This window comes from Methanocalculus taiwanensis, assembly GCF_024372745.1.
Taxonomy (GTDB): Archaea; Halobacteriota; Methanomicrobia; order Methanomicrobiales; family Methanocorpusculaceae; genus Methanocalculus; species Methanocalculus taiwanensis.
In genome coordinates this window covers 43367-57916 of sequence record NZ_VOTZ01000016.1, presented here as the reverse complement: position 1 = coordinate 57916, position 14550 = coordinate 43367, and the positions used below count along the sequence as shown (strand labels likewise).

Annotated in this window: 16 protein-coding genes and 1 tRNA gene; 3 read left to right on the top strand and 14 right to left on the bottom strand. The window is 49.3% G+C overall.

Annotated elements, in window-relative coordinates; all coding sequences use genetic code 11:
• Window positions 1-126 precede the first annotated feature (126 nt).
• From argF to FTO68_RS08205, 4 genes are read right to left on the bottom strand one after another with little or no spacing between them, the layout of a single operon-like run.
• The gene (gene argF / locus FTO68_RS08220; protein WP_255332909.1) at window positions 127-1035 is read right to left on the bottom strand and encodes an ornithine carbamoyltransferase; all 909 of its coding nucleotides are present in this window, start codon (window positions 1033-1035) and stop codon (window positions 127-129) included.
• On the bottom strand, window positions 1032-2324 hold the full coding sequence (purD, locus tag FTO68_RS08215; RefSeq protein ID WP_255332908.1) for a phosphoribosylamine--glycine ligase: 1293 nt from the start codon (window positions 2322-2324) through the stop codon (window positions 1032-1034). The genes argF and purD overlap by 4 nt, the downstream gene beginning before the upstream one ends.
• A gap of 28 nt (window positions 2325-2352) precedes the next feature.
• A complete protein-coding gene (gene pyrE / locus FTO68_RS08210; protein WP_255332907.1) occupies window positions 2353-2865 on the bottom strand; it encodes an orotate phosphoribosyltransferase in 513 nt (170 codons plus the stop codon).
• Window positions 2859-3359 (bottom strand): CDP-2,3-bis-(O-geranylgeranyl)-sn-glycerol synthase, encoded by a 501-nt coding sequence (locus FTO68_RS08205; protein ID WP_255332911.1) that lies wholly within the window; start codon window positions 3357-3359, stop codon window positions 2859-2861. Before FTO68_RS08205 ends, pyrE begins: the two co-directional genes overlap by 7 nt.
• Window positions 3360-3494: 135 nt before the next feature.
• On the opposite strand from FTO68_RS08205, the gene tes reads away from it, so the two are divergent.
• Together tes and FTO68_RS08195 are read left to right on the top strand one after the other, a co-directional pair.
• A complete protein-coding gene (gene tes, locus FTO68_RS08200; protein ID WP_255332906.1) occupies window positions 3495-4967 on the top strand; it encodes a tetraether lipid synthase Tes in 1473 nt (490 codons plus the stop codon).
• 18 nt (window positions 4968-4985) lie between these two features.
• Window positions 4986-5774, top strand: a complete 789-nt coding sequence (locus tag FTO68_RS08195; RefSeq protein ID WP_255332905.1) for an ATP-grasp domain-containing protein — start codon at window positions 4986-4988, stop codon at window positions 5772-5774.
• Between the two features lie 16 nt (window positions 5775-5790).
• On the opposite strand, the gene FTO68_RS08190 is transcribed toward FTO68_RS08195, so the two are convergent.
• From FTO68_RS08190 to FTO68_RS08150, 9 genes are all read right to left on the bottom strand, one after another.
• The gene (locus tag FTO68_RS08190; RefSeq protein WP_255332904.1) at window positions 5791-6075 is read right to left on the bottom strand and encodes a UPF0058 family protein; all 285 of its coding nucleotides are present in this window, start codon (window positions 6073-6075) and stop codon (window positions 5791-5793) included.
• A gap of 74 nt (window positions 6076-6149) precedes the next feature.
• A complete protein-coding gene (gene dnaG / locus FTO68_RS08185) occupies window positions 6150-7466 on the bottom strand; it encodes a DNA primase DnaG (protein ID WP_255332903.1) in 1317 nt (438 codons plus the stop codon).
• Window positions 7467-7642: 176 nt separating this feature from the next.
• Window positions 7643-7957 carry a DUF167 domain-containing protein gene (locus FTO68_RS08180; protein WP_255332902.1) on the bottom strand — a complete coding sequence of 105 codons (315 nt, stop codon included), beginning with the start codon at window positions 7955-7957 and terminating at the stop codon, window positions 7643-7645.
• A gap of 186 nt (window positions 7958-8143) precedes the next feature.
• Window positions 8144-9406 (bottom strand): dihydroorotase, encoded by a 1263-nt coding sequence (gene pyrC / locus FTO68_RS08175; RefSeq protein ID WP_255332901.1) that lies wholly within the window; start codon window positions 9404-9406, stop codon window positions 8144-8146.
• Window positions 9400-10395 (bottom strand): hydrogenase expression/formation protein HypE, encoded by a 996-nt coding sequence (gene hypE, locus FTO68_RS08170; protein WP_255332900.1) that lies wholly within the window; start codon window positions 10393-10395, stop codon window positions 9400-9402. Before hypE ends, pyrC begins: the two co-directional genes overlap by 7 nt.
• Entirely contained in the window at window positions 10392-10733 is a 342-nt protein-coding gene (locus tag FTO68_RS08165; protein WP_255332899.1) for a hydrogenase maturation nickel metallochaperone HypA/HybF, read from the bottom strand. The genes hypE and FTO68_RS08165 overlap by 4 nt, the downstream gene beginning before the upstream one ends.
• Window positions 10733-10957 carry a HypC/HybG/HupF family hydrogenase formation chaperone gene (locus tag FTO68_RS08160; protein ID WP_255332898.1) on the bottom strand — a complete coding sequence of 75 codons (225 nt, stop codon included), beginning with the start codon at window positions 10955-10957 and terminating at the stop codon, window positions 10733-10735. Before FTO68_RS08160 ends, FTO68_RS08165 begins: the two co-directional genes overlap by 1 nt.
• Window positions 10958-11057: 100 nt before the next feature.
• Window positions 11058-11140, bottom strand: a tRNA-Ser gene (locus FTO68_RS08155).
• A gap of 33 nt (window positions 11141-11173) precedes the next feature.
• Window positions 11174-12274, bottom strand: coding sequence for a hypothetical protein (locus FTO68_RS08150; protein ID WP_255332897.1), 1101 nt, complete (start codon window positions 12272-12274; stop codon window positions 11174-11176).
• A gap of 29 nt (window positions 12275-12303) precedes the next feature.
• Here FTO68_RS08150 and FTO68_RS08145 point away from each other — a divergent pair, with 29 nt between their 5' ends.
• Window positions 12304-13290 carry an archaeosine biosynthesis radical SAM protein RaSEA gene (locus FTO68_RS08145; RefSeq protein WP_255332896.1) on the top strand — a complete coding sequence of 329 codons (987 nt, stop codon included), beginning with the start codon at window positions 12304-12306 and terminating at the stop codon, window positions 13288-13290.
• A 15-nt stretch (window positions 13291-13305) separates the two neighbouring features.
• On the opposite strand, the gene FTO68_RS08140 is transcribed toward FTO68_RS08145, so the two are convergent.
• Window positions 13306-14532, bottom strand: coding sequence for an ornithine cyclodeaminase, nickel-pincer nucleotide-dependent (locus FTO68_RS08140; protein WP_255332895.1), 1227 nt, complete (start codon window positions 14530-14532; stop codon window positions 13306-13308).
• Window positions 14533-14550: the final 18 nt, after the last annotated feature.

The window sequence follows — 14550 nt, the reverse complement described above, 5'->3', positions numbered from 1 at the left end:
TATCCCAAATATCTATTAATCTCTCATTATATAAGGATCTATCGGTCATACGGGCGTATTTTCCGAAAAGTGGGGGTGTGTGATGTGAGTTAAGGAGAGGTCAGGAGAGGGGGTGCTGACCTGTTACTATTTTTCTATATTAAAGAGAGAGAGAAGAAGCGCCTTCTGTGCATGAAGCCGGTTCTCTGCCTGATCCCATACGGCGCTCTGCGGGCCATCCAGTAACTCATCGGTGATCTCACAGCCGCGGTGTGCCGGGAGGCAGTGGAGAACAATACATTCAGGAGATGCGCGTTTCAGTAGTGCTGCGTTCACCTGATAGCTCTGGAATGCTCTCAGCCGCTCTTCCTGCTCAGACTCCTGTCCCATTGAGATCCAGGTGTCAGTGTAGATTGCATCAGCACCCTCCGCTGCTTCCAGAGGAGAACTGTAGAAGGTAACTGAACCCTCATCTACTGCCCTGGCAACACAATCCGGATCCGGTTCATACCCGGGTGGAACAGCAATCCGGACATTCATCCCGGTTCTGATGGATGAGAGGATCAGGGAGTTGCAGACATTGTTTCCATCCCCAATCCATGCAATATCCAGTCCTGTAAGGCTGCCGAATCGCTCCTTAAGCGTCATAAGATCTGCCAATATCTGGCATGGATGCTCGATATCAGAGAGACCGTTAATAACCGGTATTGTAGATGCAACAGAGAATGCCTCTATGGAGGTATGCCTGTGTGCGCGAATCATCACAAGAGAGAGATAACGGGAGAGAACACGCGCGGTATCTGCAATCGCCTCGCCACGATCCAGCTGCATGTCGCGTGGATTGAGGTACAGAGCAGATCCTCCAAGTTCAAACATCCCAACCTCAAATGATATCCGGGTTCGTGTCGATGATTTCTCAAAGATCATCCCGAGTGTTTTTCCTGCTAGATGCGGATGAGGGATACCCAGATTACGCTCTTCTTTCAGCCGGATTGCATTGTCAATGATAGTTGAGATCTCATGGGTTGAGAGATCAAGAATTGAGAGGACGTTCATCGCAGTTCCTTCATATGATTGATTCGATCATTTAGAGTGGTATTTTTTCCGATATCCGGCCTGTATCTGATATTTCCGGTTACCGAGGATGCCGCAGCCTCAGCAATTCGTTCAGCATCTTCCAGTGTCTCCCCGACGCCAACAAATGCCAGGGAACGTGATGTACGGGTTCTGATATATCCATCCTTCTCCTCTACATTCGCATAATAGAGGAGGGCATCATGCTGTTTGGGCAGCCCAATTCTATCTCCCCCTACCGGGTTGTCAGGGTAGCCGGCAGGGACCATATATTTACATACGGTTGCTTTATTCTCAAAAGACACATCTGACTGCCGGAGATCCCCTTCAGCAACACGGATAGCGATCTCGGAGAAATCAGAAGACAGGATGGATAGGACATTCATCGCCTCCGGATCTCCAAACCGTGCATTGAATTCGATCACTTTTGGGCCTGAAGCGGTATTCATGAATTGCCCATAGAGAATTCCACGATATGGAGCACCCAAACGATCCAGTGCCGAAACGACATCATGCATGATCCTAAGAGCTGCTGCATATTCGGCACCTTCCACAAAGGGCAGTCCATGATCAGGCATGCTGTATGATCCCATTCCACCGGTATTTGGTCCGGTATCGCCAACAAATGCACGTTTATGATCCTGAACAAGAGGCATTGGCACAAGAGAATTACCATCTACAAATGCCATAAGGGTAAACTCCTCACCGAGGAGCCGCTCCTCAATGACCATGCCTCCCTGAATGGAACGGGCATATTCACACGCTCCTGCACGGTCGACCTGTTCTCCCATCACCTTGACACCTTTTCCTCCAGTGAGGCCGATGGGCTTGATGACGACATCCTCCTCATGAGAATTTATGAAGAGAGCCGCTTCCTCTGGATCAAAAAAGATGCGATATGCGGGCAATCCATCAATCTGATATTCTTTCATCAGCCTTCTGCAGAAGGCTTTGTCGGTTTCAATCTGTGCTGCTGCCCGGGTGGGTCCAAGGCATCCGATTCCACAATCAAGCAGGGCATCAGAAACCCCGGCATGTAATGGGGCTTCAGGTCCAATCACCGCATAGTCGATCTGCTGTCGTCTGGCATAGCTGACAATTGCATCACTATCTGTCTCGCTTGCGATCAAATAATCACGGCAGAGTGCAGTAATACCAGGATTTGCTGAGGACATCACAGCATAGAGGACCGACTCTGGATTGCAGGAGAGTGCTCGTGCAAGTGCGTGCTCCCTTCCGCCACCACCCACAACCAGGTAATTCATGGTCATGTATTTGAACCCTTCTCCTAATATACTATCACTTTTTCAGGAGTTCACTCACCCGTGCAAGCGGAGTGAGTAGTACTCCCAGTTCCTGCAGACGCTCCTCTGCTCCCTGTTCACGATCGACAATGGTGACAACCAGATCAACTGTTGCCCCAGCACTCCGCAACTCTTCAACGCCATATATGGCAGAACCACCGGATGTTGTGACATCCTCTATGAGAAGCACCCTTCTGCCAGAAACATTTCCAATAACCCGCGCAGACTTTCCATGATCCTTCTCTGTCGCACGGATGATCGCATAGGGCTTGCCTGATGCAAGTGAAACGGCAACTGCAAGCGGAACACCTCCGACGGCAACGCCTGCAACACAATCAAAATCAAACTTTTCTGAGACTATACGTCCGATTGCAGAAAGCAGATCCGGTTTTGTCACAGCCTGTTTGATATCCACGTAATAGGAACTCTGCTGACCGGATGCCAATCTGAAATCCCCAAATTCGATCGCATGATACTGGATCAGGAGAGTTGAAATATCGTCTACCATGGTACCTCTTTTATTCCAAGTATATAGCCAATAATATTTGTTCCCCGGTGCAGGACCGGGGTGAGGATCAGGATTGCAAGAGCTATCGGGAGTGTGATTACTGACATTGCCCAGATGGGATCAAAGATGAAGACGAGGATAAATGCGCCGATTACGAGATCAAACTGATCGGCAATCGGCCACTTCTCACCTCTCCCGACACCCCTTCTCCTCTTCAGAAAACTTTTTCCGAGATCCCCAAGAAGCGCACCGATTGCAAGAAGAAGAACCGAGAGGAGCGTGTGTGCAGGGAGATAACCGATATTCGCATATGACTGTATCAGAATCTGTATGAGCCCGATTGCAATACCCCCACAAATCCCGACAATAAGACCTCTGATCGTCTTTCCGTCACCAAAGATCCTTCTTCCATCGCTCCAGCAATGTCCTCCATCGATAGGCTTCCCACCACCAAGTGCAGCAGCAACAGGGTTGGGGAGATATGCGGGTAGCATTATCCATATGGCAGAAATTCCAATGATGAAAAGCGAAATGATACTGATACTGCCCATATCCTATGTACTATGGTGGAAGGTTTAAAAAATACTGTATCACATACTTACACTGAAGGTATTGCGGGTGAGTGAAGAATGTTGATTAAAAAGACAAAAGGAATCTGCCCGATATGCAAAAAGGTGCTTGATGCTGATCTGACAGATGAAGATAATGCAGTATGGATCTCTCGTATTTGTCCCGAACATGGTCCCTTCAGATCATTATACTGGTCAGATTCAGCAATGTACCACCGATTCGATGCCTTTAATGCGATCGGTTCAGGGGTGTTAAACTCCATACAGAAAGAAGAATCAAGAGGATGTCCATATGATTGCGGCCTCTGCTCCGAACACAGATCAGGAACCCTGCTTGCCAATGTGGATGTCACCAACCGTTGCAACCTGAATTGTGATTTCTGTTTTGCAAATGCCCGCGCGTGCGGCTTCATCTATGAACCTTCAATGGAGCAGATAGAGGAGATGTTCCTCCTCCTCCGATCACAGAAGCCTGTGCCTCCACCAGCCATCCAGCTCTCCGGGGGCGAGCCGACAATGAGAAAAGATCTCCCCGAGATCGTCAGAAAGGCTAAAGAGTACGGATTTAACCAGGTACAGATCGCCACAAACGGAATCAGGCTTGCACAGGATGAAAAACTGGTAGCAGAACTGAAAAGTGCTGGTGTTTCAACAGTATACCTTCATTTTGACGGAGTTACCAAAGAGACAAATAACCTTCTTGAGATTAGTAAAAAAGTCATAGAGAACTGTCGCAGGGAAAAAGTCGGGATCGTCCTCGTGCCGACAATCATAGGCGGGAAGAATAACCATGAAGCAGGCGCAATCATCCGCTTTGCCGCAGACAATATCGATGTAATAAGGGGTGTGAATTTCCAGCCGGTTGCGTTCACCGGTGCTGCAAGTAATGATGATATAATGAAGGAGCGGATTACCATCCCGGATCTTCTCAATGGAATAGAACAGCAGACAGAAGGTGTATTGAAAGCAGAAGACTTCTACCCGATCCCGTGTGTTGAGCCGATCATCGATCTCGTCGAATCATATACCGGCCGCCCGCAGATTCAGTTTACCGCCAATCCTCATTGCGGGGCAGCAACATACCTGTTTGTCACCGACCATGGCCTGGTCCCGGTGAACAGGATGGTGAATGTGGACGAGTTCTTTGAATCGATTGATACCATCGCACAAGGGTTGAAACAGAAAGGAGCCATCAATAAATATCGAACACTGCTTGAGGGAGTAAATCACCTCCGTACCACCATGAAAAAGGATAATCAGGATAGGATTGATTTCTGGGGGCTGATTACAAATGCCCTGATCCACCAGAATTTTGATGCGCTCAGAAAGTTCCACTGGAATGCGCTCTTTATAGGGACGATGCATTTCATGGATAATTACAATTATGATATAAACAGGGTAAACCGCTGCTGTATCCATTATGCAACCCCGGATGGGCGGATTATACCATTTTGCAGCTACAATAGCGGCCCAATATGGAGGGAGCAGGTCTGGAAAGAGCACGCACTTGGACCTAATGATGAGGCTCATTGATTTGGGAGTGAGTATACAATGATCAGGATAATCCCAAAGCCAACCGATACGCCAGGAGATAATTCCACGCAGATGGTTCTTAGTGCCCTTGATGAGATGGGGGCGGACTATGACATTCTCACATTACGAGGATTGAATCCATTCCAGATTCCCTGCCAGGGGGATCTGATATGGGTCTGCGGCATTCGCCAGGACGGTATCGAGTTTGAACAGCTTAAAGCCCTTTCATTAAAAAACCGGCTTGTTAACACACCGGATGCAATTGTTACCTGTGCAAGCAAGGTTCTGACGTCCGCCCTCCTGATACATCATGATGTGCCAACACCAGAGACCATCTTTACCGGTTCAAAAACAGATATTGAAGTATTTCTTGGAAGGCATGGCAAGGCAGTCTATAAACCAGTATACGGGTTTGACGGCGATGGCATCTTTCTCTTCTCAGATGTCTCCGACCTGGCAGATCCACCCTACTACATTCAGGAGTATGTCCAAAATGATCGTGATTTTCGAGTCTTTGTCATCGGATACGATGCGGTCGGTGCGATATACCGCCAGTCACCTCACCTGACCCATAATATCCATAAAGGAGGGACAGGCACACCTGTTGAGATCGATCCTGCAATGAGGGAGATCGCAGAAGCGGCGGCACGCGCTATCGGAATAGATTATTGCGGTGTCGATCTTCTTAAAAGAGATGACGGCGGGTATACAGTTCTGGAAGTGAATGGAACACCAAACTGGCATTGCATGGATGCCCCGATACCCCGTCTCATCGCCGAGTACCTTGTCAGAGAAGAAAATAAATAAATAAATCTAAATTTTTTTACTGGGCGCACTCGATCTCTTTGAGCGTCTTCTCAGCAAGCTCCCTCATTCTGGAGGATATTCTGCCGGAAGACCCAAGTTCTGCATCTTTCATTGCATTTGCAAGTTCAGTTGCAAGAATGAAGATTGCATATTTATGTTCCAGTTTGCTCTTATGAACCTGTGAAGGGTTGATCTTCAGGGCCTGGTACTGTGGAAATGTAATATTTGGACTCTTTTCTTCAAAGTAATCCTTGATATCAGATAACATCTGGTGTAGTGCGATCAACTCATCTTTATGCATCGGATCACCCGTAAGTACAATCGTGATGGCAGGGAATAAAAGAGTATGGATTAAAAGACAAAATTTAAATAGATTTAAATGTTCACCATACGTAAAGTTGTTGGTCTTTTCACAATACCTAAAAACTCCCGCGCTGCTATGAATTCCAATCCCTTTTCGGCTGCAAAATCCAGCATCTTCTGATCTACGACCTGATCGAGGAGAACACCGGCACTCTCTGCCCCATACTCCTTGAGGAGATCACAAAACTCCCCGGGTTGAAAGTCCCGTATAGTCGAGAGATCGGGAGAGAGAAACCTTCCCAGCCCGCTACCCCGGATTGCCCCGATATGCCAGCCAAGTGTGGCATTCCCCCCATTCTCGATCGGAGGCATCGAAACAGCAGGAATAGTTGTTCCATCACCTGATCCTGACACCGGTTGAATCTGCTCTTCTCCAATAGAAGAAGATACAGGATGTTCCCCTACGCTTCGGAGGTCTGATTCCTTCTCTTCTGAGATATTTGGAGAATAGGGATAGAGGGTTGATTGTGATTCATGGTTTAAGGATACCTTCCGGATATCCCGCTCAACCTGATCGCGTACATATTCAACCGGCACTTTATTTCTCAGGGCTTTGACGATCTCCTTTCTGCTGAGATCTTCGACACTCTTGCCCCTTGGCGGATAAGCAACAAAATCGATATCCGCTATCTGGAGAAGCTCCCGCAGGATCAGTTCCCCTCCCCGATCTCCATCCAGAAAGACTGTTGCCGTCTTCTTCTCACAGAGGCTGACGATGATTTTAGGGACGTTTGTTCCTTCCACGGCAACACTATTCTTGATCCCATACCGGAGGAGATTCAGAACATCCGCTCTCCCCTCAACAATGATAATTGCATCCGATTCTTCAACATTGGGACCAGCCGGAACGCGCTCTTCACCAAGTGACCTGACCTTTTCAATCCGAATCGACTCACGGACCTCATCAAGAAGATCCTGGGAATCGATTGAATCCTCTTCAAAAGCATCAAGAAGAAGCTCTTTTGCTCGCTCGATAATCTTCTTCCGTTTTGCCACCCTGATGTCCTCTATGCACTCAACATGGACATGTGCAACACAAGGGCCGACACGGTCAATAGTCTCAAGCGAGGCGGCAAGAATAGCGGTTTCTGCCCTGTCCAGAGATGATGCAATAAAGATATCGCCTGAGGTCTCTCCCCGCCTGCTCACTATCTGGACATCAATTCTCCCTACCCTTCCAGTTCTCTGGAGATCCCGCAGATCGAGATCTTCGCCGAGCAACCCTTCTGTCTGGCCAAATATGGCCCCGACTACATCGGGTTTATCGACCACCCCCTCTGTTTCGAGATGAATCTGAATAAGATACTTTGTCGTATCTGGTGAATACATGTAAACGCACCTCCATCGATCATGCAATACTTTCTGCGCTTGATCATAGGCAATATTTCATAAGGTTTTGCCATTACTTAAACTAACCCATGGTACAATTGAAAGGAAACTATACTAGTCAGACAGCATCTCATGAGAGGTTCTCGGGGGCTTTTTTGAGGTTTTGATTGATTCGGTTAAAAAAGCGGTTCGAGTATTTCTAGTGCCCGGAGATTGTTCATGCCAGCTATCTGGATCACCTTTCGCGTAGACTGGTGCCCTGACAGAATACTCACGGCAGATTTAGGTACACCCATAACCTGCGATATGAGATCGATGATCGCTGCATTGGCACGCCCCTCGACAGGCGGCGCGGTGATGGCAATGCCTATCGCCTTTCGCCAGCAATTATATCCAGCAGGAAATACATTCCTTCCCGACCCCGCATGCACTTCAAGAGATATCAGGAGTCCATCGCCTGAAATTCTGAGCGCATCCTTATAAGAAGCCATACGTATTGTTGGGTAATGTCACCCGGTGATAACTGATTTCGGTCACTGGTGGCTGTTGCCGTTCCTCCCGCATCAAACCCGTCACCGGGTGGTGCCTGTCTCGCAGACGGGTTGTCCCATGGATCATCTCATGACATACGTCATATGGATCACCTGGGGACCTATGAATGCGAATGTATTGGCACATTATTCTATTAGCTCCGATGGATGATAACCTCTTCCCGGAATCCAGTTTCCGGGTTCATGCGAGTACTCTCCATCACAATAGGCAACCCTGCCGCGGCTGATGACAAGAGAGGGAAAGACCCCCATCATCCCCTCGTACGGAGTCCAGCCGCACCTCGAATGGAGGTTCGTTGGATCTATCATTTCAGGGTCCATCGCATAGAATGCAAAATCTGCCCGTTCCCCGGTTCCAAAACCTGCTGGCGGGATTCCAAGCACCCTGCATGGTGCAATAGCCGTCTTCTCTATGACAGAAGAGAGTGTTATGGTTCCCTTTGAGACCTCGTTCATCAACAGGGGGAGCATCGTTTCGACCCCGGGGAGACCGGAGGGGGCATCAGAAAACATCACCAGCTTCTCCTCCTTTGTATGAGGAGCATGGTCGGAAGCGATCAGATCGATCTCATCCCATGATGAAAAGAGCGCTCGCCTCTCGGATTCTGGACGCAGGGGAGGATTGACCCGACCAAATGTATCGTCCTCTTCAAAATGCTCAATTGAGAGGAAGAGGTGATGGGGTGTCACCTCTTTTGATCCTGGCGCAACTGCAAGCGATTGTGCTGAGCTGATATGGCAGATATGCGGCCTCATGCCGGTGGGAATTACTGATCCTATCTGCTGAAGGGATCGTACCTCACCCTCAGGTGACCGGATAGTATGATGATCCAGAAGTGTATCAGGAGATCCCGGGAGAACCTCTTCACAATGGATGGTGGCAAGGGCGCCAAGTGAATGAATCGCCCGGAGTGCGCAACGCAGTTCCTCAAGCGTGAGAGCATCACCATAGCTTGAAGGGGCAGCAAAGATCTCACCGAATGCCAGGGCGCCTGCGGCCCAGAGAGGTTTTGGGTCTACACCCGGTGAGACGCCCCCGTTCACTGCGAATGAACAGAGGGCGCCAGCCTGTGCCTCCCGGATTCGATCCAGATAACGATCCTTTGAGATGAGGGGCGGGAGGGTATTGGGCTGATCAACGACCAGCGTAACCCCTCCGGCGAGGGCAGCCATCGTCCCGGTACGCCAGTCCTCTTTGGCAGATTGTGTCCCGCCACGCATATGGACATGCATATCGGTTGCTGCCGGTATACAGAGGAGACCAGCACACTGAATGTCTTCATCCGCATTTCCTGCACTTCCAATATGAACAAGAGCTCCCTCATGGAAAGCAAGATCTGCCACCCTGCCATCAGGCAGAGTGGCATTCCGCAGAACAAGATCTAACATACCCTTGGCACCGGATCTCCAAGCGGTGGTTCGATAAAACGCTCTCCGCCGATACTGGTCTGCATCACCACTCGTGAACCGGAAATGACCTCTCCGATGATTGCTGCATCTGCACCGGTAGGATGAGATCGTATGGCCGAAAGGATAGCATCTGCATCTTCGGGAGCAATACCCATTATGACTTTTCCTTCATTTGCCACCTGAAGGGGATCAATTCCAAGAATATCTGCAGCCGATCTGATGCTCCGGCGGATTGGAACCTTCTCTTCATCAAGAAGAATTCCAACTCCGCTCTTGTGTGCCATCTCATTGATAGCAGCGGCAAAACCGCCCCTCGTTGGATCCTTCATTGCATGAATGTCGCCGGCAGCGAGAGCACGCTCAATAATCGGCCAGACCGGTGCTACATCAGAATGGAGTGTTTCTCCAAATTCGAAGCCCTCACGGTAGGAGAGGATTGAGATGCCATGATCGCCGAGTGTGCCTGAAGCTATGATGAGATCTCCTTCCTGAAGGGTGCTGTCACGCACAGGGCGAAGAGCTATCCCGATACCGGCGGTATTAATGATTATTCCATCAAGAGAGCCCCGTTCCACCACCTTGGTGTCACCTGTCACAATACTGGCGCCTGCCTCGCCAAGCGCCTGATCCATTGAGGCGACTATACGCGCTAGATCGTCAACAGAAAAACCCTCCTCTATGATCATCGCAGAGGTGAGGGCTATCGGACGGGCCCCCATCACAGCAAGATCGTTTACTGTGCCACAGACAGATAGCCTACCTATATCGCCACCGGGGAAAAACAGAGGGCGAACCACATGCGAATCGGTTGTGAGGACAATATTGCTGCCATTGATGGGTATGATAGCTCCATCATCAAGGGATTCAAGACCAACACCACCGGCATTATTATGCGAAAAAGCCGTCAGAGTCCTGAGGAGTTCCCCCATTACCTCTCCGCCGGCGCCATGCATCAGATTGACTTTCATTCTTCACCTGTATCTATCTCGATATTCTTCACAACGATCTCTTTTCCGGCAATAAGTGTAGGGAGTTTTCCACAATCCGGACAGACATAGATCTCTTCTCCCTCATATCCGCATACACACCGGGTCTTCGGAGGGATGATCTCACATACAATCTCTGCTCCACTCATTACCGGATCATCGACCGCAAGGGTCTCAAAAAGAAAGGAGACCTGGTCAGGATTGATCATAGCCATCCTGCCGAAGTTCACTATGATCCTTGTGACATGAATGGCATTATGGTCAAGGGCCGTTCTGCGTGCCGTTGCATAGATATCATAGGCTATGCCATATTCATGCATCAGGCACCCATTGCCTCGTAGACCTGCCGGAATATCTCCCGCGTTTCCAGTCCTTCCTCACGTGAAAGCCGCTGGATTGCAAACCCGACATGAACAAGGACAAACTCCCCTACCTTCACGTCAACAAGATCGAGCCTGACTTCATGCTGGAGATCGCCGAAGTCGACGAGGCCGATGTTGCCATCTCTGATCTCAATAACCTCTGCAGGTACTGCGATACACATGAACCTTTCCTCAGATCCTCTTGTATCCTCAAAGTGATAAAGAGAACGAATGTGGCTGATAAATAAGTGAGGATTGACAGAAGAGAGGAGTGATAAAAAACGCCGGGGGAGAGATTTGAACTCCCGAGGTGCAACACCAGTGGCTTTCAAGGCCACCGCCTTTCCGGACTAGACTACCCCGGCCCTTATACAGATATGCTCTTTTGAAATAAGAGATTATGGTTTCTTCACCATACAAGCGATAAGAATCGCAAGTGCGATAAGGGGCAGAAGGAGAAACGCCGGAGACTCTTCTGCGGGCATCTGGCCAGAAGCCTGAAGATCCCCAAACACATCCGAGGGAGTAGTACTCGCAGTCAGTGAGACGATGTTCTGGCCATAGAGGTGTACAGTTCCCGTCCCATCTCCATCCGGATATGCCCTGATCCGGACAGTGCCTCCTCTTCCTTCAATCATAAACGATTCAGCTTGATCAGACCCATACTCGTTGATGATATGCTTATTTCCGGATTCATCGATATACTCGATCACCCAGTCAACCCCAAGTGAAGTGCTGAGGGTTGCCGGACCGGCTTGTGTCTGCATCACAAAAAAGGCAGGGCTCTCCCGTGACGCTGAAGCGCTTGCTGAGATGATCGTAGGGGGAGGAGTGCTTGTCGGGATGGCCGGGGTTGCGATCCCCTCCCTGATTACCTGAATCTGCACCGTTCCGATCAGCCCTCTCCGATCGGCAATACGGGCAGAATACATCCCTGCCCTGTCGATGGAGATCTCCTTATAGAATCTGCCAATCTGATCGGTCGATATCCACTGTGGACCAAAATATGTGCCTGAAGGGCCATAGACTGTCAGTTCAATCCCCATATCACCGAGCCCTTCGACCTTTCCATTGACTGAGAGCCAGCCATCGTACTCCTGTTGAACCGGGGATATCATGGTCAGGAGGAGGCTCCGATCGGTTAAGTGGTAGAGGAACCAGTTCCGCGGTTGTGTAACCTTGTAATAGTCAGGTGCCTGAATTTCAAACCTGTAATCACCTTCTCTGAGCCCCGTAGTATCAAATTCTGTTGAAAACCCACCCCCTGCCTGAACGACCATTTTTCGGGTTATATAATAACTGCCCGGCCCGGTAACGGTGAGAGTCATCGTAACGCCCGGAGGGATATTCTGGGAGATTCCGCTGATGGTGATTACCTCACCAACATTCCCGTTAATGCTACCCGAGTCTCGCGGCGGCCCGATAAACTGGAAGTTATATGCTCCTGCTGCCGTGACGCAGAAGAGAAGCAGGATACATACAAGTGCGATCTTTTTCATGGACGAGATATAATCAGTATATGGTTTTAATGGTATCCCGAACAGTTGAGAAGCCCCTCGCTTCATGGATGGGGGAAGACAGGATAGAGGGCGAGGTAAGGAGAACACTTACCATTATTCTGAAGTCCGGAGGATGCCGCTGGAACAGGTGCAGGATGTGTGGATACCGGTTTGAACGGTACCATACAATGGATAAAAACGAGCTTACAGAACGAATGCTTTCCCAGATAAACTGGATCGAAGGGAATTACCGCTCTATTGACTACGATGCGGTAAAGATCTTTACCTCGGGGAGTTTCTTCGATCAGGACGAAGTACCACTTGAGGTAAGAGACAGGCTTGGAAAGCTGATCCGGGGAAAAATTGTCATCGCCGAATCCCGTGCAGAATACATTGTATCACCTGAGATCAGTTCTTTTCTCGACCTGATCGATTGCGGTGATCATGAGATGCCACTCTATGTTGCAATCGGGCTTGAAACAACCGATGATCGGATCAGGGAGAAGTGTATTGATAAGGGGATGACATTTGGAGATTTTGTAAGGGCAGCAAAAACAGCTGATGAGGCAGATGTCGGCGTCAAGTCATACCTCATGATGAAACCTCTCTTCCTTACCGAGAAGGAGGCAATAGCAGATATGAAGACCTCTATCCGTGAGGCGGCACCATATTCTGATCTGATGTCGATGAATCTCTGCACAGTCCAGAAAAGAACAGATCTTGAGTATTACTGGAAGCGGGGGGCATATCGCCCACCATATCTCTGGAGTGCCCTTGATGTCCTCCTCTCAACAGATGAGAATGTCAGCTGCGATCCGGTTGGAGGTGGTTTTGCACGAGGACCTCACAACTGCGGTGAATGTGATCGTGAGATAAAAAAAGCGATCGATGCATACTCGCTGAGCTATGATCGGAGCCTGTTAGAGGCAGTATTTGATACGGAATGTGCGTGTAAGGAAGAGTGGCGGTATGTTCTCGAACATGAGATGCCCTGGTGCATGCCGCTCACACGATAAGAAATTTTTATTGAATTATTTCTTTTTTTGCTGGAGTGCTGCATGGAGAGCAGGAATGAATGTCCCTGCATCTGATACGACACCTATCGCCTGGCTGGTACCGCGATCCATCAGTTTTGTCACCGACGCGGGATTAATATCGACACAGATGGTCTTCACATAGGAGGGCAGGCAGTTCCCAACCGCAACTGAATGAAGGAGCGTTCCGATCATCAGCACCATTCCGCAATCCCCAAGATGCGCCCGGATCGCATCCTGTGCTGTCACGACATCTGTTATCACATCGGGGAGCGGCCCATCATCCCTGATCGATCCGGCAAGGACATACGGGATACCGGCTTTGACGCACTCGTACATTATACCTCCGGTTATTACGCCGGATTCAACGGCTGCTGCAATCGAGCCTGCACGCATCACTTCACTGATGGCGTAGAGATGATGCTTGTGGCCGCCTGTGACGAGATCACCGGTTTTAAGATTCATTCCAAGTGATGTCCCAAAGATATTATATTCTATGTCATGTGTGGCAAGGGCATTTCCACTGAAGAGAATGTCGATATATCCTTCCCTTATGAGGGCGGCGAGGGCATCTCCTGCCCCGGTATGGATAATCGCAGGGCCACCGACGATGGCAACCTTCAGGCCAAGGGATTTTACTTTGAGTAGCTCTTCTGCAATCTTTCTGACGATCGTCTCACTGGGACGCTCGGATGAAACCTGTCCATGCATAAACTCAAACATGCCGATCTCCCTGGGTCTTTCAGGGTAGCTCACCCGGACACCCCCTTCGCCGATCACCACGTAATCTCCTTTCCGTAATTTTGAAAGCGGAGTACAGAAAGCACGCGAAGATTCCATATCAACGACGATTAACACATCCATCTCAATATTCTCAACAGGAATCCATTCATCGTTGTACCGGACAGATGTCGGATGATTGGTTGTTGAGTAGAATCCCTTTGGGATTACACGGTCGGCTTCTGCGGGAACGAGCCGGACATTTTCTGCCTCGATCAGCCGAACACCAAGGCGATGTAGCTCACTTGTTATTAAATCGAGTTTTTCTTCTGTGGCAGCAGATACACGGAGCCTGGCATAGCTTGGATCGGCCTTCTTCTTCCCGACATCAAACATGAGGATCTCAAAGTCTCCTCCCATATCCATGATGCGGTCAAATACGCGGGTCATTATTCCCGAATCAATTATATGACCCTCTACCTCAATCTCCCGCGAATGGTTCATATATAATAGTCAGCAGTG

What these genes read in the sequence shown, in the direction of transcription:
- FTO68_RS08205 (WP_255332911.1), bottom strand. Translation starts at nt 3,359, where the DNA reads ATGCTACCCGCATATCTCCCCAACCCTGTTGCTGCTGCACTTGGTGGT.
- FTO68_RS08165 (WP_255332899.1), bottom strand. Translation starts at nt 10,733, where the DNA reads ATGCATGAATATGGCATAGCCTATGATATCTATGCAACGGCACGCAGA.
- hypE (WP_255332900.1), bottom strand. Translation starts at nt 10,395, where the DNA reads ATGAAAGTCAATCTGATGCATGGCGCCGGCGGAGAGGTAATGGGGGAA.
- FTO68_RS08150 (WP_255332897.1), bottom strand. Translation starts at nt 12,274, where the DNA reads ATGAAAAAGATCGCACTTGTATGTATCCTGCTTCTCTTCTGCGTCACG.
- argF (WP_255332909.1), bottom strand. Translation starts at nt 1,035, where the DNA reads ATGAACGTCCTCTCAATTCTTGATCTCTCAACCCATGAGATCTCAACT.
- FTO68_RS08195 (WP_255332905.1), top strand. Translation starts at nt 4,986, where the DNA reads ATGATCAGGATAATCCCAAAGCCAACCGATACGCCAGGAGATAATTCC.
- FTO68_RS08145 (WP_255332896.1), top strand. Translation starts at nt 12,304, where the DNA reads ATGGTATCCCGAACAGTTGAGAAGCCCCTCGCTTCATGGATGGGGGAA.
- pyrE (WP_255332907.1), bottom strand. Translation starts at nt 2,865, where the DNA reads ATGGTAGACGATATTTCAACTCTCCTGATCCAGTATCATGCGATCGAA.
- tes (WP_255332906.1), top strand. Translation starts at nt 3,495, where the DNA reads ATGTTGATTAAAAAGACAAAAGGAATCTGCCCGATATGCAAAAAGGTG.
- purD (WP_255332908.1), bottom strand. Translation starts at nt 2,324, where the DNA reads ATGACCATGAATTACCTGGTTGTGGGTGGTGGCGGAAGGGAGCACGCA.
- dnaG (WP_255332903.1), bottom strand. Translation starts at nt 7,466, where the DNA reads ATGTATTCACCAGATACGACAAAGTATCTTATTCAGATTCATCTCGAA.
- FTO68_RS08190 (WP_255332904.1), bottom strand. Translation starts at nt 6,075, where the DNA reads ATGCATAAAGATGAGTTGATCGCACTACACCAGATGTTATCTGATATC.
- FTO68_RS08180 (WP_255332902.1), bottom strand. Translation starts at nt 7,957, where the DNA reads ATGGCTTCTTATAAGGATGCGCTCAGAATTTCAGGCGATGGACTCCTG.
- FTO68_RS08160 (WP_255332898.1), bottom strand. Translation starts at nt 10,957, where the DNA reads ATGTGTATCGCAGTACCTGCAGAGGTTATTGAGATCAGAGATGGCAAC.
- pyrC (WP_255332901.1), bottom strand. Translation starts at nt 9,406, where the DNA reads ATGTTAGATCTTGTTCTGCGGAATGCCACTCTGCCTGATGGCAGGGTG.
- FTO68_RS08140 (WP_255332895.1), bottom strand. Translation starts at nt 14,532, where the DNA reads ATGAACCATTCGCGGGAGATTGAGGTAGAGGGTCATATAATTGATTCG.